The sequence below is a fragment of the Pseudarthrobacter sp. B4EP4b genome (assembly GCF_006680095.1).
Taxonomy (GTDB): domain Bacteria; phylum Actinomycetota; class Actinomycetes; order Actinomycetales; family Micrococcaceae; genus Arthrobacter.
Window position 1 is genome coordinate 23,602 of the sequence record NZ_VHIJ01000031.1, and the last position, 24,377, is coordinate 47,978.

Below are 24,377 nucleotides of genomic sequence, written 5' to 3' on the forward strand. Positions count from 1 at the left end.
GTAGTAACAAAACTACTACTCCTACTATCCGATGATCAATAGTTGTCCCGGGTGCGCCGAAAGGGCCGGGGCCGCCCGGACGCCGCCCCGCTTCGGCTTCCTGCTAGAACGGCGGTTCGGAGTCGGGGCCGTTACCCCAGCCGCCGGCGGTTGCGCTGGCGGTAGGCAGTCCCCATGGGTCATCCTGCGGGGCTGACTGCGAGCCCTGGCTGCCACTCGCCTGGTTGCCGGACCCGCCGCTGGCTTGGCCGCCTGGGTTGCTGCCCTGGGTGCGGTTGACCTTGGCGCTGGCGTACCGCAGGGACGGGCCGATCTCATCCACCTCGAGCTCAATCACTGTGCGCTTCTCGCCTTCCTTGGTTTCGTAGGAACGCGACTTCAACCGGCCGGTGACGATCACGCGCATGCCCTTGGTCAGGGACTCGGCCACGTTCTCCGCTGCTTCCCGCCACACGGAGGCCCGGAGGAAAAGTGTCTCGCCGTCCTTCCACTCGTTGGACTGAGGGTCGAAGGTCCTTGGGGTGGACGCGATGGTGAAGTTCGCGACCGCTGATCCACTTGGAGTGAAGCGCAGCTCTGGATCTGATGTCAGGTTTCCAATGACAGTAATCGTGGTTTCGCCGGCCATGATGGTTCCTTTTCCTCGTGTGCTGGTGATGTTCTCGGTGTCTGTTGTGGGTTCGTTCGGAGGTTCAGTCCCACCCGGTTCGTCGTGGGTGAGGTCGTTGAGTTGGTACTGGTCGGCAGTGTGGGCGTCCCAGAGCCCGCCTTTCCCGAGCGGGGCACGGTGGATCGCCTCAAGGTACCCGTCATCCCCTGCCTTGTCTGGGACTGGGTAGAAACCCTCGCACAGGTCCTCAATGTCCGGTTCCACAATGGCGGGCTCTACAACATAGGGATCCACAACGTCGGGGTAGATCCTGCCACTGGGGTTGACCTGCCGGAACAGGTCCACCTCCAACGGGATCCGCGGGCTGAGTTTGAACCCGACGACCGGGCGAAAGTTCGTCACGGTCCTCACGCCGCCTTGTGACTCATCGCCGCTTGGACGAGCTTGTCGCGGCGCAGGCCGGACCAGTGGTCCTGGTCATCAGCATTGTTCACGACGACGGGTGCCTGGGAGTAGCCGAGTTCGGCGGTGATGTACTCCAGTGCTGCCGGGACTTCGGTGATGTCCACGGCCGTGTAGGTGATGCCCTTGGAGTCGAAGTAGTCCTTCGTCTTCTCACAGTTCGGGCAATCGGGCTTGGTGTAGACCGTGTAAACGGCCGGTGTTGCAGTTATTTTCAGCACCTGGTTTCGTATCAAATAAGTTTCGTTCGTCTGGCTGACTTGCTACTTCAATTCTAGCAATCATTCAACTGAATGAACAGGGGTACTGCCGCCAATTCTAGGGGTTTTCTTACACATTTTTACGCGCCAAACATGCGCTTCTATGTTCCCTGGCGCGGGAAAAGATGGGTGAGTCCCGCCGCCGGCGACTGTGGTGATCCCCGCTGGTTCGCCAGGGCCTCAGCCCCCATGTGCCTGAAAAGCCGCTTCGCGACCGTTCGTGAGATGTCCTGCAAAGGTGTGCTCCCCCAGTGAATTGGTGTCGTCCCTGCTGAAAGAAGTCCAGCCCCGGAAATAGGCGCGTCGGCAGCGCTGGGATTGGACCACGGGAAACCTGGCCGCGATAGTGGCCCACGGCGTAGCGGCGCGCCAACTTGAAAGGTAAGCATGCTTGCTATTAGGTTTGGTGTCAGCTTCTCCGCCTGTCCCCCATCAGGCGGAGTGGTTGCCAGGGAGGCCCCGCTTTACGACTCGTGCTGCGGGGCTTTTCGCTATCCACATATTTGCAGCATTTGCAGGATTCGGAACGGCAGAGGGAGTGTGCAATGGCTCAGGGCGATATCGAGACGTACTACGAAGATGGCCAGTGGAAGAACAAGCGCGAAGGTGCCGACCGCGCGTTCGGCGCCGGCTACAGCACCAAGGACGAAGCAGAAGCTGCAGGCCGGGCAGCGGCCCAGGCAGACAAGGTCGAGCACGTGATCAAGAACCAGGACGGCCAGATCAGTTCCAAGAACAGTTACGGCAACGATCCGAGGAACGTCCCGGGCTGAATCGACGCGGGACTCGGGTTCTCGTGTTAACCCGGAAGGGAGCCGGCGTGTGCCGGCTCCCTTCGGGTTTCTCTGCAAGAAATCTATGGTTCAGTCTAGCTGAAGTGATGTCCGCGTTCTTTTCCAACCTCGGTGCTGGAGCGCGGCTCTTTCTGTGATCCCTGGGTGCTGGCGTTGGACGGCGGTCCGCCGCTGGTGAGTGGTTGCTGTGGTTCGCCCTGGGCGGCGGACCGCCCGACTTTTGGGAGGTTCCTGGCCTTCCTTCGGTGATTGGGCCTGTGCCGGGCGCGTTCGTCGATCCGCCACCCGGCACAGGAGCCTTGGGTCTATCCGGCCTTCTCGGTCTTTTCGCCGCTGTCGATGATGATCTGCTCTACCTCGCTTGCCGTGTATCCCCACAAGACCAGCTGGTTCAGGTAGTCCCGGTGGGTTTGGCTCGGTGAGCGCCACGAGTCTTTTTGGATGGTCTTTTCATACCCGGCGCAGACCAGCGCAATCAGTGCGAACTCCGGGCGTGCTGTCGTTTTGGCGACGTGCTCCCTGAGCGGGTTCCATGCCCACTGGTTGGATTCTTCGAACTTCGCCCCGACCATTTCAGCGGCCACCCTGCCCTCGTAGCCGCTGGCGGTTTCGGAGTGGTGGGTGATCGCGTGGACGGTGAAGTACTGCCAGCCCTTCGGGGCCTGCTTCTTGGCCAGCAGGTTCTTGACCCATTCGCGGCGGACGGTGGTAGCTGACTGCATCAGCTTGTTGTTCTCGATCAGGGTTTTCCGTTCGGCCTTCTGCTCATCGGTCATCGGTCCTTTGGGGGCAGATGCTGTGCCGTAGCCGCTGTAGTAGCGGAGCGTGAAGCCCAGGTCTTTCCAGCCGGTGACGACGGCGACAGCTGAGTGCTCGCCCCGGTAGTTCGTTTCGATGTAGACGGCGTTTCCGTCCTCGTCGGTGGCCGGTTCCCCATCCGCCGTTTTCAGGGAGGTGACCCGGAGGGTGTCGCTATCCTCCCCATACCCGCACTCCGGAACAACAGTCGTTCCGGCCGCCTCCAATTCGGCGGTGAGCGCGGCCAGCGCGGCGGCGCGGTCGCGCTTGTCCCGCAGCTGCTGGGTGACGTGCAAAAGCATGTCGGGTTCGTCCATCATGACGGACTCGAGCTCGGCCGTGGCTTCCTCGTCGTCCTCAAATTCGGCCAGAATCAAGGCTTCTTCGATGGTGTAGCCCTTGCCCAGGGCGGCGGCTCCGGTCTCGGTGGACTTGGCTTTCAGGGCGGACTCGACGGTGGTCTTGGTGCGTCCGGTCTTCTTGGCGATCGCGGCGGCCGAAACGCCGATCAGGGACAGCTGGTGATAGGCGTCGGCCTCGTCGGCTTCGGTAAGTTCGGCGCGCTGGACGTTCTCCACCACCTGCGTGACGATGCGCTCGGCTTCCTCAGGGGACTCGATGATCATTACCGGAATCAGGGGCCGTCCGGCCTCGACGGCGGCGCAGGTGCGGCGCTGGCCCATCAGGACGTGCACAGTGCCGTCGTCCTTGCGGTGAGCGATCACGGGTTCCATCACGCCGTGTTCCTTGATGCTGGCGATGAAATCGGCGGTCAGGGCCGTGTCTTTCCGGACGTTGATGTCAACGGTCAGGGTGGTTGGGTCGAGCATTTCGAGAGTGGGTGTTGCGTTCATGGTTTTTGTCCTCGCAGAGACGTGGGCGGGTCGGGCGGTTCAGGTGACCGGCCAGCTTCCCTCTCCCCCCGACGCTTCTATGTCTGTCAAGCGGGTGGAAACGGGTGCGGGCGCGGACCAAGGTGGGTGGGGCGGTTTAGGTGACCGGCCAGCTTCCCCTCTCCCCCCGTTGTTTTGGCTGCTGGCGAAGCTTGCGGAGCTGTGGCCGACGGAGGCCTGTCTACCCTTGGGCAAGGGGCGGGAAATTCCCGGAGGAAATCAGCGACGAAGGAGCGCCGCAGGGACATTTCGTGCGCCGCAGGCCCCGAGGAAGGAGGGGCTAGACGGGCCGGAGCGGACACGTACAATCCGAAGGAATCTCAATGATGTTGTCAACGGATTCCTGCGGGTCGGTCAGGGGGCGGTCCTCGCCCGATCGGTGCTCCGGGGTAGGGCTCGCAGGACTTCTTTTCGCTCATGGTTGTGCTCCTTCCAGGTGGGTGGGGCGGCTTGTGGTGACCGGCCAGCTTCCCTCTCCCCCCGGTTGTTTTTTGCCTGCTGGCGGAGCAACGCGTAGCTGTGCCCGACGGAGCCGGGGCAACCCGAAGGGCAAGCAGCGGATGGGTTGTGGGAGGAAATAAGCGAAGCGCCGACACAAGCCATTCGCTGCGCAGCCGTCCGCAGGACGGTTGAGCCGGTGGAGCGGGCACGTACGATCCGCAGGACAGCAGCAAAAAACGTCGTAGACAAAAAAGTTCAGGGCGTCCGGAGCTCTGCGACGGCACGGTCTGGACCCCACCGCCGGCCGCGAAGCGGACGCCCGCCAACTGGTTGAAGCGCAGCGAAAACCAGTGCGAGCCCTGCGAGCATGCACTTGTCCCTGAGTAGGGTGGGGGCATGAGCGATCCAGCTCCACACCCTGGTCGCGGCAGTGAGGCTCCGCGCGATAGTGCGTGGCAGTCACCACTGGTCCGCCGGGTCCTGGCTGTGGTCTTCACTGTTGCCGCAATCGGATCGGTGGTGCTGGTGGCCGTGGACCTGATCGTTGGTCGGCCAGCTGCCGGCGATCTGTTTATCGGCCTTCTCAACAGCCTGACGGCCGTTTGGTTGTGGCGAACAAGCTCTGAAACAGAGCCGACATGACGAGGGCCGGCCTTGGCCGGTACGTTGGCAGGTTTTTAACGAGGTGAGGCCGGCCCCTTGGGGCCGGCCTCGGTTTTTCCCTCAGCAAAAGGAAACCTGTCGTGCAGCGTCATTGCTGCGGAAGTTAATGGTCCAGAGGGGATTTTTCCCAGGAGATGTCCACGGCGGAGGGGGCCTGCTGCTGGATGGTCAGCATGGATAGTTCCAGCATGTCCTGGGCGTGGGTGGCGCCGGCGGGTGCAGCGTCGTCGTCAGTGAGGATGAAGTCGTGACTCAAGTGCTGTCCCCTGGCTTGAAGTGGTCTCGTTCCACTCTCACTGTAGCCCGGCGGCAGGCAGTGGGTCCTGCTGGGGGTGCTGCGCCCGCGTCAGCGTGATCGGCGGCCGGAGGAGCGCCAGCGGGGGAGGCCGCCACCGCACCGAGGGGCCGAACCGTTGCCGGTCCGGCCCCCACTGCTTTTAGCGGTGCCGCTGGTAGGCGGTGTCCGGGTCCTGTGCCACCGGGGCGATGGTCCCCCGGCTCACCAACTGTTCCATCAGCCCAGCGAGTCGATAGCCGGGGCTGACCTCGATCGCGAGGTTGAAGTGCTCCGCGGCCACGGATGACTGGCCCTTGAGATAGGACAGCCAACCGATCAGGGTCAGCAACGGGGCCCGGTAGCGCTCAGGTGTCATTTCCATCAGGCCCCGTGCCAGCTGCTGTGCCCGGTCGACCCGGTCCCAGTCCGGTGTGATGCCCTGCCCGATCAGCAGGTCTCCGCTGCCTTCGGCGTCGGGCAGTTCCGGGTCGATAACGTTGCAGAACAGCACGTCACGCAGATCCGGACGCTGGAAGCAGGCCACCAGCTCCACAGCTGTTTCTGGGTCAGTCCAGCCGTCCCTGATCAGGGCCTCTGCCCACAGTTCCCGGCCGGTGTGCAGCTCCCCCGCGAACACCCCGTAAACGGCCTCACGGATCCGGTCGGCGGTATCCGCCGGTCCGGTAAACGCCGCATAGGTGGTGCCGGGGGCCTTTTGGTAGCTACTGCCCCGGAACACCAGTTCCGCGTTCAGCTGCCCGTCCGTGATGGATTCCAGCGGCTCGGGCAGGCAGCACCCTGCCTCGCTGTCGCACAGCAGGTTCCGCCAGTAGCTTGAGGTGACCAGCCACGCGTCCTTCAGCGGCGTGCCCGCGGTCTCCAACGCCTGAATCACCGCTTCGATGTGGTCGTGGAACGGCCGTTGCGCCCCTACTTCCGGATCGCTGTCCGTGTAGACCGCCAGCAGAACGGCGGTGGCCTTGGCATCCAGTTCGATGTACTCCACCATGGAGTGGGCGAAGCCTGCGGCACCGGCGGCCACAGGGGCGTCAACGCGGAGCGTGGCGCCCAGCGTGTTCCCGCGCATCGTCAGGAACACGAAGGACTCGCGGGGCACGAAGCCGAGGGTGTGCGGGATGAAGCCGAGGATGTCGGCGGGGCTGGAAATGCGGATTGCATCAGTCATGGTTTTAAAAGTCCTTTGCTGAGGAATTTGGCGGGTGGGGCGGCTCAGGTGACCGGCCAGCGTCCCCTCTCCCCCCGTTGTTTTGGCTGCTGGCGAAGCTTGCGGAGCTGTGGCCGACGGAGGCCTGTCTACCCGCAGGGCAAGGGCCGCGGAATCTGCAGAGGAAATCAGCGACGAAGGAGCGCCGGAGCCGATTCTGCGGGCCGCAGGCCCCGACGAAGGAGGGGCTAGACGGGCCGGAGCGGACACGTATAATCCGTCAGGACAGCAGCCAAAAAGCGTCGCAGACAACACAGGGCCAGGGACGGCGGAGCCCTGCGGAGCCGGCACTGGACCCAACAGCCGGGCGCGCCAGCGGACGCCCTTTCCTTGGTGAGCCCTGCGAACCATCAACCAACACACCGGTACTTCCCAGGTTCGTGCAGCGGCTGGCGGGACGCGCCACCCGTGGTCCCCACCGATGTCCCGGGCGGTTGGCGGTCCGCCGCCGGCAACCCACCACCAACGCCGGCCATGGGCGGCGGACCGCCCGCGGTGACCGGCCCCGGAAGGGACCGGCCACCCCGTAGTTCTAGCCCGCGAGCAGCTCGGCGAGTTCTGCCGCGTCGGTGACCAGCACCGCGCTGCCTTCCTTCAGGAGCCGGTGGCAGCCCGCCGAGTTAGCGGAATGGACGCTGCCGGGGACTGCGGCGACGTGTCGGGCGATGGTCTCGGCGTGGTGCGCGGTGTTAAGCGCGCCGGACCGCCACCGGGCCTCGACCACACAGGTGACACCGGCAAGGGCCGCGATGATGCGGTTCCGCTGCAGGAACCTGTACCGCGTCGGGGCGCTTCCCGGCGGCAGTTCCGAGAGGGTCAGACCGTTGGCGCGGATCGCGGCCGCGAGGTCAGCGTTGCCCGACGGGTAGTCCCGATCCAGGCCTCCGGCCAGCACTGCAATGGTCGCCGCCTCGGTTCCTTTGTGGCCTGCCAGGGCGGCGCGGTGAGCGTGCGCGTCGATGCCGTAGGCCAGCCCGGAGATGACGCAGATTCCACGCTGGGCCAGGCCGTAGGCGATATCGCCCGTGACTGCTGCGCCGTAGCTGGTGCTGTCGCGTGAGCCTGTCAGGGCCACGCATTGCGCGGGGTTGGGGATTCCGTTCTCAATGTTGCCGCGGTACCAGAGGCCCCACGGGGCGTCCGGAAGGTCGTTCAAGCCTGTGGGCCAGTGCTCGTCGTCGGGAGTGAGGAATCCGCCGCCCAGACGTTCGATGATGGCCAGGTCCTTTTCCGGGTGCAGGTCCGGGATCCGCGCCGCCCAGCGGCGCAGGCCCTCGGCCAGCTCCTCGGCCGTGACATCCCAGAACGGGACGGCGGCCCGTGCGCCGGTGGCGATCTCCAGCGCGGAAGCGGCCCCGTGTTTCGCGACCAATGCCCGTCCGACGATGTCGCCGGGTTCAAAGAGACGGGTCAGTGCGGCGCGTGCGGTGCGGTCTTCGGTGGTGTTCATGGTTTTGTGTCCTTTGCTGAGGATTCGGTGGGTGGGGCGGCTTGTGGTGACCGGCCAGCTTCCCTCTCCCCCGGTTGTTTTTTGCCTGCTGGCGGAGCAACGCGTAGCTGTGCCCGACGGAGCCGGGGCAACCCGAAGGGCAAGCAGCGGATGGGTTGTGGGAGGAAATAAGCGAAGCGCCGACACAAGGCATCTGCTGCGCAGCCGTCCGCAGGACGGTTGAGCCGGTGGAGCGGGCACGTACGATCCGCAGGACAGCAGCAAAAAACAGAAAAACGCTTCTACAGCCCGAGCGCAGCGAGGACCGATTGCTCCGGCCAGGACCAAAGAGGATGTGGGCTCTCCCCGCTAGACTCGGCTCTATGGACGAATGTGTGTTCTGGGGAGCGCAGCAATGGTGACGGCATCAAAGAGAGACTCACCTAGAGTCCCGTTCCATTTCCGGGTAGGTCCTGCTTACATCGACAATTGGGCCCACGAATTCACACATTGGGACTCCTCAGAAGGCCAGAAGCACGCTATGGCTGATCTCGAAGAGTCTCTGAAAAGCCTTCTTCAGAAGAGGGACCAGATCCAGACAGCCCGGGGTGCGTTTGGGCCGGTGAGCGTCTACTACCCCAATGCCCATCCCACTCCACGCCAGCAAGAGGCACTCTTCAGCGCTACGCACGATTTTTTCCACACCTATTACTCCTCGGTGTCCGCATTGCTTTCCGTGATCCGGCGACACGCCAATACTTTTGGGGAAGCACCAACGCACTCCATTGCCAGATTCTTGACCTGGTGGAAGCCGAAAGGCCTCTTCATGGACGAGGCTTATCCGTTGCTCGAGAAGGCCCGTGCGTTTCGGGCATTTCTTGATCACAAGGAGTCACATCCGCCGTACACGTGGCACACAGTCGACCACAACGGGCTGACCAAGATCATGCTTGTCGGTTCACCGAACGCTAAGGGGGGCATCCCCAACGGGACGGCGAAACACCCGACCGGTTGGGCGATTATGGCACCGGACGAAGACCTGATCGTTTCTGCCTTGGCCGTCCAACTCAATGCTTTGATCCCAAAGATCGGGGAGAACGCCGATATTTCCAGAGTCCTAAAGTGCCCTTGGGAGGCCAAGGCAACCGCCGACGACGTTGTGCCGAATTACCCGGTTTTTGCGCATCGGGATGGAACGGTTACCGACATTTACAGGCGGACCGTGACCACCCAGGTCACAGTCGAACGGGATACCGGACTACCCGAGCAACCATAAACATCGTCGGCAGATAAGGTGTCAGGGCCGGCTCTGGGCTTGCTGGTGCCGGTAAAGCGTTGCGCGGCTCCAGCCCACGAGGCGGGCGGCCTCTTCTGCCGTCCGTCCCTTCTCGCGGGCGTCCTGGACGATCGCCAGCTTGTCCGCGATGACGGCCGGGTCGGCTACCGGCCGGCCGAAGCGTGTTCCGTTCAGCCTGGCTGCGGCGATGCCCGCGTTGACCCGTTCAACTATCAGCTCACGCTCATACTCAGCGAGGGTCGCGAGCATATTCAGCATCAGCCGGCCAGTCGAGGTAGCCGGGTCAATGCCGTCCGAGATGGATCGGACCCGGATGCCGCGGTCGCGCAGAAGGGTCACGGTGTTCAGCACATCAATTAGCGATCGGCCCAACCGGTCTACCCTCCATACAACAACAGTGTCGCCCTCCTCGGCGTACTCCAGGAGCCTTTTCATTCCGGGCCGCTCAATCGCAGTCTTGCTACCCGAAGTCACGTCAGAGAAGACGTCGCGCTTCTGCACCCCGGCGGCGACCAGCGCGTCCAGCTGCAACTGGGCATCCTGACTGGAAGTACTGACGCGCGTATAACCAAGTTGCCTCACCATGCCATTCTGACTCGAAAAGTCCCCGGCATGCTCCTGCCGAGACGATCCATGGTGAGACGCGTTTCCGAGACGACCGGCGGCCCCGGGTCCCGCCGATCTGGCGGGCTCATACACGTCTTGGCGTGGTGTCCTGAAAAGCTGTTGTTTTTCAAGACGGAACACCGGAGTCTGGATGCCTGGCGAACCGTTCTCCTAGCACACGTTGCCGTTTTGGCGGAACCGCCGCCAGACGTTTCCGAAGAAGTCATCTTCCTCCGGAGTGGGGCGGCGTAGTCGGCCAGTGGAATACTGGTTCGCTTTCTTGGGTGCGTCGCAGGGATGACCGTCTGCCGGGCCGAAGGCTAGGGAAGGACCTTGTGAATGGCAGATCCGTCGCCGTGAAAGATCAGGATTCGGCTTTGGCCGTCGATCCAGACCCAGAAGTAGCTGGCATCTTCGCTGACTTCGTCCACGGTGCCTTGTTCGGGTGCGAATCCGCTTCGTTTGACGATGATTCTGTCGCCGGGGTTGAGGTGGATCCAGTTGTAATAGCTCAGTGGGCGGGCTCCGGCTGGAAGCGTGGGGAAATCCGCCATTTGTGGTTGCGCACTCATTGTTGTTCCTTTCATGACTGGCTTTCCGCCTGATGCTGAACTTCAGCGGGGCCTTTCGCGACGGACTTCCGCCTTGACTGGAGGTATCTCTTAGCCGGCTGCGGATAGTAAGGAGCGGGGCGTACATTGTGCACGCCCCGCTCCTTCTTTTTGTTTACTGCTAGGTCAGTTCCGGGGTGCTGTCTGCATGTTTGGGGGCCGGCGCCTCCTCGACGGCGTTGTCTTCGCTGTCCTGAGGGCCGGCCTTTTTCTGGACCCTTTTGGCCCATGCTGAGGTGACGATGGGGCAGAGCACGGCGGAGACGACGACCGAGGCTGCCACGAGGACGGTGGCGTGTTCTGCTGCGGGGGCGTAGACAGGGTTGGCTGTGGCGATGATGGCGGGAACCAGCGCGGCGTTGCCGGCTGTGGTTGCTGCGGCAAGGCCTGCTACGCCGTCACCGCCGGTGAGTTTGTCGGCGAGGAGCAGCACGGCGCCGCCGACGAAGACCACGAACAGTCCGAGGGCGATGCCGAGCAGTCCGGCTTCGACGACGGCGTTGAGGTTGATGGTCAGGCCGAGGGACAGGCCCAGGAACGGCACCATTGCGGGGACCAGTGGAGCCAGGAGGTGCCGCATGTTCTTATCGAGGTTTCCGAGGAGCATGCCCAGTGCCAGTGGGAGGATGGCGCCGACGAGTGCCTGCCAGGGGAATGCTGCGAGGCCGGCGATGCCGAGGGTGACCATGGTCAGGAAGGGGCCGGATTCCAGAGACAGGATGGAGTAGGCCCCGGCGTCGCGCTTGCGGCCGAACTGGCCCATAAGTGAGATGTAGAGCCCGCCATTGGTGTCGTTCAGGGCTGCGACGAGCGCGAGGGTTGAAAGGCCGGCGAGGATTCCGTGTTCGATGGGCGCTTCACCGAGGAAGCGTCCGGCGATGACGCCGATGAGGACGGCGAAGAGGATTTTGGAACCGAGGAGGACGCCGCCCTTTTTGAGGATGTAGGGCGTGGATTTCACTTCGAGCGTCGCGCCGAGGCAGACAAAGAACACGGCCAGCAGCGGCGCCAGGCCTGTGAAGAAGGCCCCCGTGAAGGATCCAAAGAACTTACCGGCGTCCGGGGCCAAGGTGTGGATGACGGCACCGATGCCAAGGGGCACCAGCATCATGCCGCCGGGGACTTTTTCAAGGGCTTTCTTGATGGGAATCGACATTGATTTCTCCTGTTGAATAGCTGAGTGGTTTGGGACTGCGGTTCGGACCGTCAGTTCCCTTGTTTGTGGGGTTAGCCGAGGCCAGGGATGAGCAAGACTTTGCAGGCGTCGCCGGTGAGAAGTTCGACGGCTTCGTCAATCTCGCTGAGCTTCTTGCGGTGGGTGATGAGCCAGTCGAGCTCGAGCTTGCCGGAATCGAGGAGCAGAAGGCTCTGTTCCCAGGTTTCCCAGAGCCGGCGACCAAAGATCCCGCGCAGGGTGATGCCCTTTTTGTTGATGTAGGCGGCGATGTCGACCTCAGCGGGGCGGCTGGGGTGCCCGACGGTGATGACGGTCGCTTCCCGGCGGACCGCTTCGAAGAGAGTGGCCAAAGTTCCGGGTGCTCCGGAGCACTCGAAGGCGACGTCGAAGCCACCACGGCGCCCGGTGAGCTCGCGGCAGCGCTCAACGATGCCGTCATTGGGGTGCAGGGCGATCGCGCCAAGCCTTTCGGCCTGGGCCCGGCGGTAGGGGTTGGGGTCGACGGCGATGACGTGGGAGGCGCCCATGAGCAGGGCCAGGTTCACGACGACGAGCCCGACCGGCCCTGCGCCGCTGACGAGCACTGCCCGGCCCGCGACGGAGTAGTTGGCACGCTGGATGGCGTGGACGGCGACGCCCGCTGCTTCGAGCAGGGCGCCCGATTCGAGGGAGAGGCCGGTGGGCAGCTTGACGCAGATGTCCTGGGGAACGGCGGCGTATTCGGCGAAAACGCCATCAATGTGCATGCCCAGGATGCCGGTGCGTTCACAGGTGTGGGCGTCGCCGGTACGGCAGGGGAAGCACTGTCCGCAGGTGAGGTGGCTTTCCAGGGCGACCTGGTCGCCGACCTGCAGCCCGGTAACACCAGGGCCGACCTCGACGATGGTTCCTGCGCCTTCATGCCCCAGGGTGACCGGGAGGTTGAGGTTGAACGCCTGGGCCGACGGGGTCCATTCGTAGAGTTCGCGGTCGGTGCCGCACAGGGAGGCAGCGCCGACTTCGATGACGACGGAGCCTTCTGTTGCCTTGGGGTCACCGGCGTCGGTGACGTACGTGACGCCTCGCTCGGCTGCGTTCTTAACTACTGCCCGCATGGGGGCCGCCTTTCATGGGTTCTGGTGATGCGTGGAGGAATTGTCTGGAGTGTTAGCTGGGGAGCTGGCCGGCGAAACGGCGCAGGATGTCGGTGGGTCCTACCTGTCCGCCTTTGAGCAGCAGCCGGGATCCGCCGACGGCGGAGGCTCCGTCGGCGCGCAGGATGGGGCCGGCGGTGACGAACTGGTCGGATACCCGGAGTTGGCGCACGCCCATGGCGATGAGTGCGTGGCTGGAGGTATCCCCACCACAGACGGCGATGTCCCGGGTTAGCCCGGCATCTGCCATACGGGCGGCAATGCCGCCAATCAGGGTGCCTACGTAGCCGGCGTCCACGGGTGTGCTCGCGCCGTAGCGCGGGTCCGACGCGCCGCGGGTGGTGTGAACGACCACGTTGCGCCCTGCCCGGAGGGCGGCCGCGACGCGCTCATCGAGGGCGGCGACCAGTGCGGGGTCATCGCGCTGCAGCAGCTCGGCAGGGACCGGGACGTCTTCCCAGCCATGGGAGGTTGCGTCGTTGATCTGCTCCGCTGTGGTGCTGGAGGCCGAGGCGCTGACGGCCAGCACCGGTCCGGAAGGCTTCTGCGTGCCGGGTATGCGTGGGGCCTGATCCGAGATGGAACGTGCCAATGCTGCCATGATGCCGCCGGATCCGACGACGATCGATGGACCGTGACCGTGTTCTTCCCGGGTGAGGGCTTCTGCGATGGCGTCCATGTGGTGTTCGTCCACGGCGTCGACAACGAAGGCCTTCGCCCCGGGTTCCCGGCGCCGTTCCGCCCAGCCGTCCTTAAAGGTGCCGTCCTGGTAGGCGGGCAGGTGGATCGCCCCGGGCACCTGGGCGTCGTCGAGCTGTTCGGCCAGCACCTGGCGCAGGTCCGCCTCGGCCATAGGGGTGGACGGGTGGCGGGACATGACCGGGTGACGGTCCAGCCGGTAGATCTGGCCCGCATAAGTTGCGTAGTGGTTGCTGAACGCGGTGTACCGGCCAAAAGCAGGTTGGGCCGGGACTACCGGGATGGGTCCGTGCAGCGGGAACTGCTCGTGAAGCAGCTGGATCCCGCGGCCGATGCTCCCGATGGTAGTGGAGCTATCGAAGGTGGAGCAGACCTTGTAGAGCAGTACCTCCAGGTTCAGTGAGGCGATGCCAGCGAGGTCCCTGATGACCAGGTTGTCGAAGGCTGTTCCGGACAGGGAGCGGGCCGGGCCGGCGAACCCGACGACGTCGGTGTCCGTGGGCAGTGGGGCGTCGCCGATGACCAGGGCGGCTTCCAGCCCGTAGCGGTGGGCTTGGGCGAGGACGTCAGCGGCTCCCGTGAGGTCGTCTGCGACGAAACCGAAAGCTGGCATGTCAGGCGCCCTTCCCGAATGTCTGGACTGCGTGCAGGAGAGCATTGTCCCCGCTTTGGGCGAGCTTGTCCGCTGCGCTGTGCAGTGGCACTCCGTCCACGGCTGCTTCCCAGGCCTGGCGCAGGCTGCGCACTCCGGCGCCGGGTCCGTCCGGGTGGGCGGCGACGCCGCCCCCGGCCAGCATCATCAGGTCGGTGGAACCCACCGCGTCGAAGGTGGGGCCCGGGGTGGTGACGTTCTGCCCCGACGACAACACAGGAAGCGGTGCAATGGTCTGTCCGAGAGGCGCGAGCAGGCTGCGAATGTTAGAGGCGACTTCTTCGTCGAGTTCGTAGAACTTGCTGCCGAGCCCGCTGGCGTGCAGGTGATCGGCGCCGGCCAGGCGGGCCATCTGCTGCCAGACCCGGTAGTCCATGCCCAGGGCCTTGGACCGCATCGAGGCCGCGAGGCCGGCGCGGTGGCCGTGGATCGGTACCTCGGCGAAGCTGCGCAGTAAGGCCAGGGCGGGCATTCCCATCACGGGAATGTTCAGCATCACGCAGCGGCCACCGGCTTCAACGACCAGGTCGTGGCGCCGGCGCAGTCCGGCAAGGTCGCCGGTGATGTTGAAGGCATACATGGTCGAGTGGCCGGTGACCTGCTCGGCGGCGCGGATCTCCTCGGTGGCGACCGCAACCCGGCGTTCCAACGGCAGATACGCCGGGTCGGTCATGAGCTCATCGTCCTTGATCAGGTCAATGGACGCCATCGCCAGGTCGCGGACCACCAGTCGGAATTCATCTTCGGAAAGCCCGACATTGGGCTTGACGATGGTGCCGACCATGACGCCCTGGACATCGCTGATGAGCTTGCGGGTTCCCTCGATACCGAAGGCCGGACCTGGATGGGCGGCGATGAAGTCCTCAGGCAGCTGGATGTCTTGAAGCCGGCAGGCGTACAGGTCGCCCAGTTCGAAGAGATTGCCCGCGATGGCTGTCTGCAGGGTTGCCAGGTCGGTGCCGACGTTCTCCATCGGGAAATCAACGGTTACCAACGCGGCGCGGACCTTTTCCGGGTTCGCCCGTGATGGCAGGGAGGGGCGGCAAAAGCCGAGTTCCTGAACATCCGAGATCAGGGCCGCGTGCCGCTCCCGGATCCGGGCGGATTCGCCCGGCACCGGCAGGAAGGTGCCGCTGGACTGTTCGCCAGCCATGATGGCGGCGGCCTTCGCCGGATCAATTTCGGATTCTAGGTAGTAGGTGCAACGCACCGAGCGCGGGTCGCGCATGGAACTCTCCAATGTGGGGGTTTGAAACTTACGTATCTGACTGTCACCTGCAGGTACTTTCACTTCGCTCACGCGCCGATGCGGGCTCAAGCAGGTGACTCGGAACTTCGTCTCCACGGAATCTGCTGTGATCCGCGAACCGAAGTTGTACGTACCTTTGATACGTACAATAATGGGTGGTGTAGGTCACGTCAAGGCCGCTTGTTCTCACCGCTCAGCGGGGAGGCAGGAAGGTGGGGGCTAAGATTTGCACAGGGCAGAGGAGTCAACGTGAGTGTGGAATCAGCAGAAACAGCGGCAGAGCAGGCGGGACGCACCAGCCCCCTGAACCGGGACGACGGAGGTCCTCTCCACGCCCAAATCCGGGACATCCTGCACCGGCAAATCGTCGACATGGGGCTGACCCCAGGCTCCTCCCTGCCCACCGAAGAGGAACTGCAACGGCAGTTCGGCGTCTCCCGCAGCGTCGTACGGCAGGCTTTGTCCGGCCTGTCCGATCTCGGCCTGATTCGCCGCCAGCGTGGCCGCGGAAGCGTCGTAGCCTCAACGCCAGTCCTTCGTCGGCACGTGCAGCGCGCCGGCGGGCTGGATGAGCAGGCTGCAGCCCACGGCCAGCGCCTGCGCACCCACGTCCTCACCGTGGAGCCCTCCGCCCCACCAGAGGCGGGCATTGAGGCCCTGGGCACCACCAACACATGGAGAATCGAACGGGTTCGCTACCTGGATGAAGTGCCCGTTGCCTTCATGCGGACCTGGGTTCCCCGTGACTTTTTCCCACACTTCTCCGCGGAACTGCTGGAAAATGCATCACTCCTGAACCTGATGAGGGACCACGGATACCACCCCGCCGGCGGCCCCCGACAAGTACAGGCAGTGTCCGCCGATCATGATCTGGCCCGGAAACTGAACATCAACACCCGCGAACCACTGCTCCTGCTCCAGGGCGTGACCCGTGACGCTCTCGGCCATGGTCTCGAATGGTTCAACGTCTGGCACAGCCCCAACACGGTCTTCGATGTCGACGCACAAGTCACAAACCAACCCGGGCGCGTCTCGCAAGAGCACATCCGGCGCTTGCGGAACCTGACCCAGCAACTGGAAGCAGAACTAGCTGATCTCGAACGAGGGGCACACTAGAAGGCAGCCATCCCCTGCTCGGGATTCGAGGCGTTTTGGTTTCGAGACACAGGGATTCGGCAGGTTCGATTGCCCGTACGAGGATCGTTTAATGAGATTCGCCCTAAAGCGTTTGCACTGGCGCAGTGCCACGTTTGCGGTCACTATCGTCCGGGCGCCCGGCGCCCGGTACCCCAGGCCTGGTACTGACAGAACCGGCTGAGATATGGCAGGATCAAAGCACTGTTAGGGCAGACCGACCTAGGGCCCGGAGCGGCTTTACTTATCGGTGGCCTTCCTAGGGGGCTGAGCAGCGTGGTAGGCCCGCGACCTGAATTGCTCAAGGTGACTACTGAAGGGGCCCTTCCGAAGCGAGATCGGAGCCTAAGGCCACCCTTCAGCAAATTCCTTTCTTCACGGCGGCACTAGGCAAAAACCTATTCCCACGCTGCAAATAGGAGTTCCCTGTGATCACCGATCTTCTGCCCATCTCCCTTGGCCTGTTCATCATTGGGTGTTCAAGGCTATTACCGCCCTTCGTTCTGTGCCTGGTGGTGCTTGCCAGAACGGGGAAAACTGAGGGGTTCCGGGACGTGGCTACAGTCTTCGGGACAGTGTCACGAGCCCGCCCCAGGGAGGGTGTCCGCCGATAGAGAATATGCGCCAGGCTGTTTCGGGCAGTTAACCGCCCGGCCTGCTCCACAGACTAGATGTCGGAGGGGCGTGAAAGGATCCGGACATGACCGAACTTGCATACATGATCCGCGAAGATTGGGCACAGGGTGGTACGTCGATGGTGCCCCAAAGTGCTGTTATCCGAGAGTGGCTTGGTGAGCCCCCATACCTGTTCGCAGTATCCGATTTGAAGAGGCTTCGGGAGCCAAACAGCGCGGACACGGAGTTCATCAGCTATGTCGCCGTTGAGAAGGGTTCCCAACGGATCGTGGGGATTTCGGAGCTGCGAAACTTTGCACAGGACAACAATCGCTTCGCCGGAACGCTCACGGTCCTACACCCTCACGGGAAGGACGATTTTGAGTTACTCAGGGAAGTGGTGGCCACCAACAGGATTGAACGTCTCTTTGTCGTTGTCTGGTCTCCCTCGGAGATGGTCCGGACGTGGCTTGACGGTGTTGGGGCACGCAATGTGGATACCGGAACGGTCGGAGCAGTCGATGCTTTCCAGCTTGAGGCGGCCAAGTGCATGGTTAACGAACAGTACAACGGGCTTTCGACCGGGAACGGAAAAGCGGCCGTTGTTCAACTCATCCTTGCTTTCACTGACCGGGGCTATGCCCTGGAGAAGGAACCTTGGTTGCGCGCCTTCTTCGCTGCTGGAGGCAAATTCCGGCACGCCGAGTCAATCAGCAAGTTGATCGCGGAGATGAAGAAGGGGATCAATCACCGGGTCCAGCAACGCTACCAGCCAGAGATTTTCTCCATTCTTCAGGAGCGGGCGTCCGCTGTCGCGGCTGACCTTCCTAGCTGACGGACGACATGACACGAGCGCTTCCGACCCGGCTAGGAGTATGAACGTCCGCGGGGCGACACGGAGCGGCGCAAAAACACCGCCATTTATCGCCAACAGCCACATGTCCGCAGGTAGATGCCCCCTTGCAGCCGCTCGCCGCGAACACCCATGATTCTCAAATCAACCTGTTCTTGAAATCCTTCGTTTTCGAGAACAGTCGGCAGCCCGCAGCCTGCCATTGAGAAACCTCCCCGGGTATCACCGTGTCCCCGGCAGGCGCGCGGGACGACAGCGGCCCGGTCGGTGCAGGCGACTTCTGTGGATGTTGGCGGCAAACGGCGGTGTTTTCTCGACGACGAATGTCACATCGGCGCGTAAGTAGGTCGGAGGCAGGGATCTTGTCTCCAGAGCCTCATGAGGCGGGCGGATAAGTCTCCAGACATCGGTATTGCTCTGGCAGGCCGGAATAGTTAGTCTGGAAGACACAAGATTAAGTCTCCGAAAGGACAAAGAAATGTCTCCGACTGAATTTCATTCTGTACCGGTTCCCGCCGAGGACCTCGAGGCGGTGTACCAGCTGCTTGCGGAGCGATCGCGAGCTCGCAGCGCCGTTTCATCTGCTTCCGTGTCCGCCGCAGAAACGCCCCCTCACGAGGGCGTGTCTGAACGGTCCGATGCAAAAGACGAACGGTCCGACGCAAAAGACGAAGTGTGGACGGAAGAGCGACTGGCACGCGTCGCTCAGGGTGACACGATCATCACCCAAGTTCTCACCGACATCATGGACGTCATAGCACGCGATCCTCGTGGCACGCGCGAGTACAACCGGAAGGACCTCGTTGAGGAGACTGGGCACTCTGCGGGTCGCGTCACAAACACGTTCACCAAGCTCACCCCCCACTTCCGGAAGCATTACGAGACCGACTGGTGGCCGATTGTGGTCGATTCGGGTGCCAGCTTAACGCCGGCGCGCTCAGGCGCGCATTACTGGATGACTCCGGCGATCACCGATCGGTGGAAACGAATCCGCAACCTCTGAAATCCCCGAAACGAGGCACCCGAGCGTTCGATCACTCGGGTGCCTCTGCATGTGACCGAGTGCCCGGGCGGCGCGTGGACGAACAGCCATCGCCAGGAGCCGGCCGGCTCGAGCGCGTTGCATGCCACCTCACTTGAGGCTTACTAGTGAGTAAACGATTTCCTCTGTACTGTTTTGAGAACCGGCGGCTGGGGGGCGGGAGCGCAGAGAAGCGCTTTCATTGGTGAAGCTAATCCTTACAAGGGGTAACCGTGACCGGAACATTCGAAATCTACACTGTCGATCACGCGCTGTACGCGTTCAGGCTCAAAGCCCCTGACGGGACAGTCTTGGCCGTGTCGGGCCATTATTCCGACAAACAATCAGCGGTTCAGGGAATCCGGCGTACCCGCGAATGCGCCGCCGCTGGACTGATCGCGGATCAGTGCCTTCCCTTACCCGAACCGGGCCCCAGGTCGTAACGAGGCTGTACCACGGGCACCGGGCTACCGAGGCTCATCCGCCAGGCCGGCGATAAACGGATAATGGTTCCGCCCCGGCATCATCGCGGCCGCAACAGCACCGGCCATCCGGGTTGCGCAGTGATCAACCTCGGCCGTCGTCGAAGTTGTCGTTCAACCCGCGGCGAAAGCTGTTTCCCTGTCCCCAGCGGCTAACGAAAGGCCGGAACGCAGCCTCCCCGCGCCGCAGGGGTGGGCTCCATTCGCACCTACTACATTGGATACTTTGACCTACACACTGGCCTATGCCGGAACATTGTTCGTGGCGCTGCTGATGTTTATCGGGCAGCTCACCGCCGTCGCGGTCCTTTTGGTCCTCGCCGGCATGACCAGACTCGTGATGCACCCAATCCGGGCCATCGCGCGATCGTTCAACAGACCTCGCCGGCCCTGACAATGCGGCAGGGCGTGCCTGCCCTGTTGACGGTTTATGGACGGCCTTGCCTGCTTCGAACTCCTGCTATTGACCGACAAGCCAGCAAGGGTAAGCAACGGTCATGGTCATGAAAGGCGCGCTTGGAGAAGCCAAGACAAGGCCTCATCGCGGGAGGTGAAAAACCGGGTGGGACACGGAAGTGTCCGCCGTGCCATAGCAAAATTGGCAATGACGCGATTGACCGGGCTTGAACCGAGCAGGGCGATTCGTGAAGCGGCGCACTTGACGCTGAAAACGGACTTGGCCTGGCGGGTCACCGCCTGAGTGTTCGATATGTCGATCAACATCGGATACTCGGCACCGTCAGCGAGCTCATTGACTATTGCCATCGCCGCATGGACGTCCGTGGCCTCCAGAACAGTCTCCCGCTGCCACACAAGGTGGAGAACTCCCTCGTCACCGAGTTCCACCGTGCCCTTGCCCCCGTCAACAATGATCGGATTCATCTTTTGCTCCCCCAGCATTTTTGTAGCTAAGACTAACTGTACGGCTTTGACCTGCGGAAACTTCGGGCAAGGAGAAGCAGCTGAGCATACAGGCGGCTTTGGATATCCGTGCAGAATCCGAAAACAACTTGCCTGCTGCACAATCCTGGTGCCCCCTACGCTGTCCCAAGACTAGGGGTCGCGTTACCCGGCTTCGGATGCGACTTCTGGGACGTCGTTCCTGCGAAGGGCCCGAGTCAGGGATGAGACACTCACGCTAAGCCGATCAGCCGTTTCCTTCAAAGTCTTTCCTTCTTTGCGCAGCTGCCGGGCCGTTTCCAATTTCCCTGGCGTCAACGACCGCGGGCGGCCACCGAGCCGGCCACGCGCTTTAGCTGCCGCCAGCCCAGCCTTCGTTCTTTCCGATAGCCGGGAGCGTTCGTATTCTGCGAGGGAAGCGAACATGTCAAAGATGAGCTTGCCGTGTGCACTAGTCGTATCCAGCCAAGGTTCAGCCAGGGAGCGGAAGCCTATCCCCCGTTGACCTAGTAGTGTGACGATGTCCGCGAGGTCGGAGGTACTACACCCTAGCCTGGTCAGGTCGGCGACCAACAGCACGTTGCCCGGCTGCAGGTACTCCAAGCAGTCTTTCCACCGTGCTCTTGCCTGGGTGGCACCGGACGCGTACTCCTGAAAGACGCGGACTGCTCCGGCCGCTACCAGCACGTCCACCTGCGAATCGAGCGATTGACCGCGAGTACTGACCCTCGCGTAGCCAACTACGTTCCTGGACACGTCAAAAACCCTCTCATAGCTCTTTTGACCGGTTTTCTTTTCGGCAACCAGTTTTGACTAAGGGTAGGAGGGCCTTTTCCACTTTTTTGTGACTTTCGGCGGTAAATGGCGGTGTTCTGTGATCGCTAAATGTCGCAACCCCGGGTGTCCAACTGGCTCATATGGCTAGCGTTTTGAGGCGCCTCGGTTATGAGACATGTAGGTGGGTTTCAGAGAAGGAGCCGGCGCCCGAGGGCGGGATCGCCCATCACATCAACTGGACGGATTTGAACACGATCGAGTCTAAGACGACGCGGGCCTCTCTCATCAGCTCCGGATTGACCGACTCGTCGATATGGCCCACTGCGACCACAGCCCGCTGGCCGTTCAGATCGACCACCCGGTAGGTTACACGCTCGCCCCGAGTCGAGTACCCGTGTGTGCAGGTGAATCTATTTTCTGAGTAGACACATAACCTGTCGGCGCCGCAGGCGTTGATGTCCACATCGCCCTCGACGGAGTGGTCGAACTCGAAGCCGGAGTAATTGCCTACCATGACCTTGGCGGGAGGACTGCTCGCCGTTGACGACTGCGCCGCCATAGCCCTGATGAAGGCCTCGACCGACGGACCGACATCGGCAAGGGCGCCCATCCAGGCGCATGCGTCCATCGACACATAGTTGGCGGGCCAAAGAGTCACGTAGACGGCCCATTCAGCCGGGTGATCCGGGTCGCCCTTTCCCAGGCTTTTGCTGTCGAGAGCAAACCAGCCGTCTGGGACGGTGATTTCGAAAGGCTCCGTGTAGCCGGCGACGGGGACGAGGTATGTGCCGGCGTCGATATCGCCGCTCTCCGGCAGTGGCGGGACCGTGCGGGTGCCGCTTCCGTCCGGCAGTGGCGGGGCCGTGCGAGCCTCCGTAGTCGGAGAACTGGTGGACGGGAGAGGGACGTTGTCGGGCTCATACTGGCACCCGCCGAGACAGCCAATCAGTGCGACAACCACCAAGGGCAAGAGATGGCGCGTCCACTGAGCGGCCTTTTCGAGGGGTGTTATGGAGCTCATCGATCCACCAAGCCGCTACAAGGTGCTGTGAGGCCCCGCAGCCGGGTGGCCCCGCGGGCGGCCCAAAGATGGGAGGCCGTCGCTTCAAGTCTCCTCCGGCTCAGAACCCATGACAATGAAGAGTTGCACGGAGACCAGATTCGACTCATGCAACCCGGAAATGTCAGGAGCGCCCTGAGGCAGTGTTGTGGGAGTGGCAGCTTTTCACCGCCCGGGTCTATCTAGCCCGAGAGATCTGGCGGCTATATGCGTCTTATAACCCTTGGCTTGCGAGACGTCTCGCCAAAAAGCGACTGACGCCGTTCGGGGACTCTGGTCCTTGGGTTCCTACAACTATGTATCGCAACTGGCCAGCTTCATTTCGCTAGTCATCATTAGTTGCGAGACGCGCAGCGAGACCAGGCCTGTCCCACTTCCTTAGAACGGGGACGTTGTTGGGTGGGACACTCCCCCAGCGTTCTTGACGGCGTAACTTCCCGGGTTTTGTTCAACCTAGGGCAGCTCCCTGACCTTTTAGATGCTCTTTTGAATGAGCACACCTGGAGCCTCCTCCGCCATGCACATGCCGATTTTCACTCCGAGGCGTCAGAGGTCTACGACGAGGTTCTCGTTGAGGTCTCGGACCGAATCCGCGGTTCGGGGTCGATTGGCAAGGCTGACATTGGGCTTTGCTCTTCTGGAAGCGTCTCCGTGCCGACACGCGTTGGGTTCGGGAACTCATGGTTTTGGCCGATACCGAAGTTCGTGGCACCACCGCTCACGCCGTCTCCGCGGTCAACGACGCTGCCCTGGAAGTTGCTTCAGCAGCCGCTGAACGCCGAAAAGCTCTAAGCGGCTTGCCAGGCTTCGTCCGCGGTGATGCCCTTGCCTCGGCGCTGCTCACAGCGGCCGCCCCGGACCGCATGGCGGTCTACGTTCGGCGGGCCCAAACGGGTCTGGAAAGGCTTGGGCTTTCGCTGTCCGCTGCACGGGGGCGGTATGGGAGGTACATGACGATCGTCGTTGGACTGGCGTCCGAGGCCGAACGTCGTGGTCACCCCTGGTCTCCCCGTGAGGTGGACCTGGCCCTCTTTGCCTTGGGCGGTCAAAAAAGGATCAGCTAAGGCGGTATAAACCCACGGCTTTGGCGCTTAGCTGTGGCATCGGCTTTGCCTGTCTTCGGGTAGCGTGCCAAGAAACGAATCATTGGGGGAATGATGAAACTGATGCGATGTGTGCTGCTCGCTGGAGTCCTGTCATCGGTACTGGCTGGCTGTACTTACATTGACCCTGGACATGCCCCTGGAGGGCACCCAGTCGCATCCTCTACGGCTCCTACTACTCCCCATGCGGTGTCCGCCACGATGCAGGGCACGTTCCAGTCCCTGGCTGACGCGACCACTGGCACAGCGACCCTCGAGGTCAACGAGTCCGGCGCCGTACTGCAGCTCGAGGACATGTCGACTGGCCCCGGCAAGGACCTTCGCGTCATGCTCAGTCCCGGAACTCTTGCGGCCCGCGCCGGCGGAGAACTCGAAGTGTCATCGACAAAGATGATCGAGATTGGCCCCTTCCGGGCCGGCGCCACCCAGCGATTCGTGATGGACTCGCAAATGTGGACAGCCATGGAGGAGCCGGTCAGGAGCGTGCTGATCTATGACTACTCCGCCAAGAACACACGGGGTGCCGCAGCCCTCAGCGACCAGAAGTGAAGGCTCAGGCTAGAGCCAGGTGAAACCCGCTCCACAGACCCGGCGCCCGTGGACGTTCGCCGCGGTGTGCATCATAGCCCCGGCGCTGCCCTGCTGGTGTTCAGCCTTGCGGATCCCATCATCCAATTGCTGCCCTGGTACGCGGCCGTCTACCTGCTGATCGGGGCCTGCATCTTCGGGCCCACCAGGAAGGTCCCGTCGGCTCGGCAGGCCATGGCGTACCTGCTTCCCGGCGCCCTGCTCGTGGTGCTCGCGCTGGCGGGTCTGGGTTTCTGGGCCGGCGGCTGGCTGGTCGGGCTGTGGGTGCTGGGTCTGGTGGTCTTCACCTTCAACGGGATCAACCCGATGCCCAGCCTGGGCCTTCTCCTGCTCCCACTGATCCTCCTGGTCCGGCTCGCCTCCCTGAGTACCGGGCCAGACCACTGCAGGCGACAGTAGAGGTCCTTCTGGCCTTGGCTGCCATCGTGGTTGCCTTTGCCATCCCCACCCCGGAGGGGTCATGGTCTGCGCCCTGGACCTACGCGGGCGGGGCCGCCACCGCCGGGCTGATGATCGCATTCGGGGCCCGGGGAGGCCGCCGCTCCGGCGGGTGAAGCCCAATGATGGC

General features: G+C 62.9%; 27 protein-coding genes. 12 read left to right on the forward strand and 15 right to left on the reverse strand.

Features of this window, described 5'->3' with window-relative positions; all coding sequences use genetic code 11:
- Positions 1 to 103 precede the first annotated feature (103 nt).
- Both FNL14_RS23615 and FNL14_RS11175 read right to left on the reverse strand, forming a co-directional pair.
- Positions 104 to 1,012 (reverse strand): single-stranded DNA-binding protein, encoded by a 909-nt coding sequence (locus FNL14_RS23615; RefSeq protein WP_255470796.1) that lies wholly within the window; start codon positions 1,010 to 1,012, stop codon positions 104 to 106.
- A 5-nt stretch (positions 1,013 to 1,017) separates the two neighbouring features.
- Positions 1,018 to 1,284, reverse strand: a complete 267-nt coding sequence (locus tag FNL14_RS11175; RefSeq protein ID WP_142060222.1) for a glutaredoxin family protein — start codon at positions 1,282 to 1,284, stop codon at positions 1,018 to 1,020.
- Between the two features lie 593 nt (positions 1,285 to 1,877).
- Here FNL14_RS11175 and FNL14_RS11180 point away from each other — a divergent pair.
- The gene (locus FNL14_RS11180; RefSeq protein ID WP_142060039.1) at positions 1,878 to 2,105 is read left to right on the forward strand and encodes a DUF2188 domain-containing protein; all 228 of its coding nucleotides are present in this window, start codon (positions 1,878 to 1,880) and stop codon (positions 2,103 to 2,105) included.
- 326 nt (positions 2,106 to 2,431) lie between these two features.
- Here FNL14_RS11180 and FNL14_RS11185 read toward each other — a convergent pair whose 3' ends face one another.
- Positions 2,432 to 3,778 carry a ParB/RepB/Spo0J family partition protein gene (locus FNL14_RS11185; protein ID WP_142060041.1) on the reverse strand — a complete coding sequence of 449 codons (1,347 nt, stop codon included), beginning with the start codon at positions 3,776 to 3,778 and terminating at the stop codon, positions 2,432 to 2,434.
- Between the two features lie 876 nt (positions 3,779 to 4,654).
- Between FNL14_RS11185 and FNL14_RS11190 the strand changes: the two genes are divergently transcribed.
- Positions 4,655 to 4,900, forward strand: coding sequence for a hypothetical protein (locus FNL14_RS11190; protein WP_142060043.1), 246 nt, complete (start codon positions 4,655 to 4,657; stop codon positions 4,898 to 4,900).
- A 124-nt stretch (positions 4,901 to 5,024) separates the two neighbouring features.
- On the opposite strand, the gene FNL14_RS23305 is transcribed toward FNL14_RS11190, so the two are convergent.
- The 3 genes from FNL14_RS23305 to dprA all read right to left on the reverse strand — a co-directional run bounded on the left by FNL14_RS23305 (position 5,025) and on the right by dprA (position 7,873).
- Positions 5,025 to 5,177 (reverse strand): hypothetical protein, encoded by a 153-nt coding sequence (locus FNL14_RS23305; RefSeq protein ID WP_181762605.1) that lies wholly within the window; start codon positions 5,175 to 5,177, stop codon positions 5,025 to 5,027.
- Between the two features lie 181 nt (positions 5,178 to 5,358).
- A complete protein-coding gene (locus FNL14_RS11195) occupies positions 5,359 to 6,384 on the reverse strand; it encodes a DUF4192 domain-containing protein (protein ID WP_142060045.1) in 1,026 nt (341 codons plus the stop codon).
- A 571-nt stretch (positions 6,385 to 6,955) separates the two neighbouring features.
- Complete coding sequence (dprA, locus tag FNL14_RS11200; RefSeq protein ID WP_142060047.1) at positions 6,956 to 7,873, reverse strand: DNA-processing protein DprA; 918 nt, start codon at positions 7,871 to 7,873, stop codon at positions 6,956 to 6,958.
- Between the two features lie 520 nt (positions 7,874 to 8,393).
- Here dprA and FNL14_RS11205 point away from each other — a divergent pair.
- Positions 8,394 to 9,128 (forward strand): hypothetical protein, encoded by a 735-nt coding sequence (locus FNL14_RS11205; protein ID WP_142060049.1) that lies wholly within the window; start codon positions 8,394 to 8,396, stop codon positions 9,126 to 9,128.
- Between the two features lie 21 nt (positions 9,129 to 9,149).
- Here the strand turns inward: FNL14_RS11205 and FNL14_RS11210 are convergent, their stop codons facing one another.
- The 6 genes from FNL14_RS11210 to FNL14_RS11235 all read right to left on the reverse strand — a co-directional run bounded on the left by FNL14_RS11210 (position 9,150) and on the right by FNL14_RS11235 (position 15,255).
- The gene (locus FNL14_RS11210) at positions 9,150 to 9,731 is read right to left on the reverse strand and encodes a recombinase family protein (RefSeq protein ID WP_142060224.1); all 582 of its coding nucleotides are present in this window, start codon (positions 9,729 to 9,731) and stop codon (positions 9,150 to 9,152) included.
- A 344-nt stretch (positions 9,732 to 10,075) separates the two neighbouring features.
- A complete protein-coding gene (locus FNL14_RS11215; RefSeq protein ID WP_223934366.1) occupies positions 10,076 to 10,327 on the reverse strand; it encodes a hypothetical protein in 252 nt (83 codons plus the stop codon).
- Positions 10,328 to 10,487: 160 nt separating this feature from the next.
- Complete coding sequence (locus tag FNL14_RS11220; RefSeq protein WP_062073626.1) at positions 10,488 to 11,522, reverse strand: 2-keto-3-deoxygluconate permease; 1,035 nt, start codon at positions 11,520 to 11,522, stop codon at positions 10,488 to 10,490.
- Positions 11,523 to 11,593: 71 nt separating this feature from the next.
- Positions 11,594 to 12,637 carry a zinc-binding dehydrogenase gene (locus tag FNL14_RS11225; protein WP_062073628.1) on the reverse strand — a complete coding sequence of 348 codons (1,044 nt, stop codon included), beginning with the start codon at positions 12,635 to 12,637 and terminating at the stop codon, positions 11,594 to 11,596.
- 52 nt (positions 12,638 to 12,689) lie between these two features.
- Positions 12,690 to 13,988, reverse strand: coding sequence for a four-carbon acid sugar kinase family protein (locus tag FNL14_RS11230; protein WP_062073630.1), 1,299 nt, complete (start codon positions 13,986 to 13,988; stop codon positions 12,690 to 12,692).
- A gap of 1 nt (position 13,989) precedes the next feature.
- Positions 13,990 to 15,255, reverse strand: coding sequence for a RuBisCO large subunit C-terminal-like domain-containing protein (locus FNL14_RS11235; RefSeq protein ID WP_062073632.1), 1,266 nt, complete (start codon positions 15,253 to 15,255; stop codon positions 13,990 to 13,992).
- 270 nt (positions 15,256 to 15,525) lie between these two features.
- Between FNL14_RS11235 and FNL14_RS11240 the strand changes: the two genes are divergently transcribed.
- From FNL14_RS11240 to FNL14_RS23310, 5 genes are all read left to right on the forward strand, one after another.
- Positions 15,526 to 16,392, forward strand: coding sequence for a GntR family transcriptional regulator (locus FNL14_RS11240; RefSeq protein ID WP_231745630.1), 867 nt, complete (start codon positions 15,526 to 15,528; stop codon positions 16,390 to 16,392).
- Between the two features lie 718 nt (positions 16,393 to 17,110).
- On the forward strand, positions 17,111 to 17,860 hold the full coding sequence (locus FNL14_RS11245; protein WP_062073636.1) for a hypothetical protein: 750 nt from the start codon (positions 17,111 to 17,113) through the stop codon (positions 17,858 to 17,860).
- Between the two features lie 496 nt (positions 17,861 to 18,356).
- A complete protein-coding gene (locus FNL14_RS11250; protein WP_142060051.1) occupies positions 18,357 to 18,881 on the forward strand; it encodes a hypothetical protein in 525 nt (174 codons plus the stop codon).
- Positions 18,882 to 19,132: 251 nt separating this feature from the next.
- Entirely contained in the window at positions 19,133 to 19,342 is a 210-nt protein-coding gene (locus FNL14_RS23795; protein ID WP_142060053.1) for a YegP family protein, read from the forward strand.
- A gap of 265 nt (positions 19,343 to 19,607) precedes the next feature.
- Positions 19,608 to 19,775, forward strand: coding sequence for a hypothetical protein (locus FNL14_RS23310; RefSeq protein ID WP_181762606.1), 168 nt, complete (start codon positions 19,608 to 19,610; stop codon positions 19,773 to 19,775).
- A gap of 107 nt (positions 19,776 to 19,882) precedes the next feature.
- Here FNL14_RS23310 and FNL14_RS11260 read toward each other — a convergent pair whose 3' ends face one another.
- The 3 genes from FNL14_RS11260 to FNL14_RS11270 form a co-directional block, all read right to left on the reverse strand.
- Positions 19,883 to 20,263: an STAS/SEC14 domain-containing protein gene (locus tag FNL14_RS11260; RefSeq protein WP_142060055.1), complete on the reverse strand. Its 381-nt coding sequence runs from the start codon at positions 20,261 to 20,263 to the stop codon at positions 19,883 to 19,885.
- Positions 20,264 to 20,446: 183 nt separating this feature from the next.
- A complete protein-coding gene (locus tag FNL14_RS11265; protein WP_142060057.1) occupies positions 20,447 to 21,037 on the reverse strand; it encodes a recombinase family protein in 591 nt (196 codons plus the stop codon).
- Positions 21,038 to 21,284: 247 nt separating this feature from the next.
- Positions 21,285 to 22,079, reverse strand: coding sequence for a hypothetical protein (locus FNL14_RS11270; RefSeq protein WP_142060059.1), 795 nt, complete (start codon positions 22,077 to 22,079; stop codon positions 21,285 to 21,287).
- Between the two features lie 719 nt (positions 22,080 to 22,798).
- Between FNL14_RS11270 and FNL14_RS11275 the strand changes: the two genes are divergently transcribed.
- The 4 genes from FNL14_RS11275 (at position 22,799) to FNL14_RS23315 (ending at position 24,363) form a co-directional block, all read left to right on the forward strand.
- The gene (locus tag FNL14_RS11275; protein ID WP_220126160.1) at positions 22,799 to 23,182 is read left to right on the forward strand and encodes a hypothetical protein; all 384 of its coding nucleotides are present in this window, start codon (positions 22,799 to 22,801) and stop codon (positions 23,180 to 23,182) included.
- A 228-nt stretch (positions 23,183 to 23,410) separates the two neighbouring features.
- Positions 23,411 to 23,770 (forward strand): DM13 domain-containing protein, encoded by a 360-nt coding sequence (locus tag FNL14_RS11280; protein ID WP_255470798.1) that lies wholly within the window; start codon positions 23,411 to 23,413, stop codon positions 23,768 to 23,770.
- A 66-nt stretch (positions 23,771 to 23,836) separates the two neighbouring features.
- Positions 23,837 to 24,208 carry a hypothetical protein gene (locus FNL14_RS11285; protein ID WP_142060061.1) on the forward strand — a complete coding sequence of 124 codons (372 nt, stop codon included), beginning with the start codon at positions 23,837 to 23,839 and terminating at the stop codon, positions 24,206 to 24,208.
- Between the two features lie 14 nt (positions 24,209 to 24,222).
- Entirely contained in the window at positions 24,223 to 24,363 is a 141-nt protein-coding gene (locus tag FNL14_RS23315) for a hypothetical protein (protein WP_181762607.1), read from the forward strand.
- Positions 24,364 to 24,377: the final 14 nt, after the last annotated feature.

Coding starts and splice junctions, on each gene's coding strand:
- FNL14_RS11180 (WP_142060039.1), top strand. CDS start 1,878: ATGGCTCAGGGCGATATCGAGACGTACTACGAAGATGGCCAGTGGAAG.
- FNL14_RS11185 (WP_142060041.1), bottom strand. CDS start 3,778: ATGAACGCAACACCCACTCTCGAAATGCTCGACCCAACCACCCTGACC.
- FNL14_RS11190 (WP_142060043.1), top strand. CDS start 4,655: ATGAGCGATCCAGCTCCACACCCTGGTCGCGGCAGTGAGGCTCCGCGC.
- FNL14_RS11195 (WP_142060045.1), bottom strand. CDS start 6,384: ATGACTGATGCAATCCGCATTTCCAGCCCCGCCGACATCCTCGGCTTC.
- dprA (WP_142060047.1), bottom strand. CDS start 7,873: ATGAACACCACCGAAGACCGCACCGCACGCGCCGCACTGACCCGTCTC.
- FNL14_RS11205 (WP_142060049.1), top strand. CDS start 8,394: ATGGCTGATCTCGAAGAGTCTCTGAAAAGCCTTCTTCAGAAGAGGGAC.
- FNL14_RS11215 (WP_223934366.1), bottom strand. CDS start 10,327: ATGAGTGCGCAACCACAAATGGCGGATTTCCCCACGCTTCCAGCCGGA.
- FNL14_RS11220 (WP_062073626.1), bottom strand. CDS start 11,522: ATGTCGATTCCCATCAAGAAAGCCCTTGAAAAAGTCCCCGGCGGCATG.
- FNL14_RS11225 (WP_062073628.1), bottom strand. CDS start 12,637: ATGCGGGCAGTAGTTAAGAACGCAGCCGAGCGAGGCGTCACGTACGTC.
- FNL14_RS11230 (WP_062073630.1), bottom strand. CDS start 13,988: ATGCCAGCTTTCGGTTTCGTCGCAGACGACCTCACGGGAGCCGCTGAC.
- FNL14_RS11235 (WP_062073632.1), bottom strand. CDS start 15,255: ATGCGCGACCCGCGCTCGGTGCGTTGCACCTACTACCTAGAATCCGAA.
- FNL14_RS11245 (WP_062073636.1), top strand. CDS start 17,111: ATGACCGAACTTGCATACATGATCCGCGAAGATTGGGCACAGGGTGGT.
- FNL14_RS11250 (WP_142060051.1), top strand. CDS start 18,357: ATGTCTCCGACTGAATTTCATTCTGTACCGGTTCCCGCCGAGGACCTC.
- FNL14_RS11260 (WP_142060055.1), bottom strand. CDS start 20,263: ATGAATCCGATCATTGTTGACGGGGGCAAGGGCACGGTGGAACTCGGT.
- FNL14_RS11270 (WP_142060059.1), bottom strand. CDS start 22,079: ATGAGCTCCATAACACCCCTCGAAAAGGCCGCTCAGTGGACGCGCCAT.
- FNL14_RS11275 (WP_220126160.1), top strand. CDS start 22,799: ATGGTTTTGGCCGATACCGAAGTTCGTGGCACCACCGCTCACGCCGTC.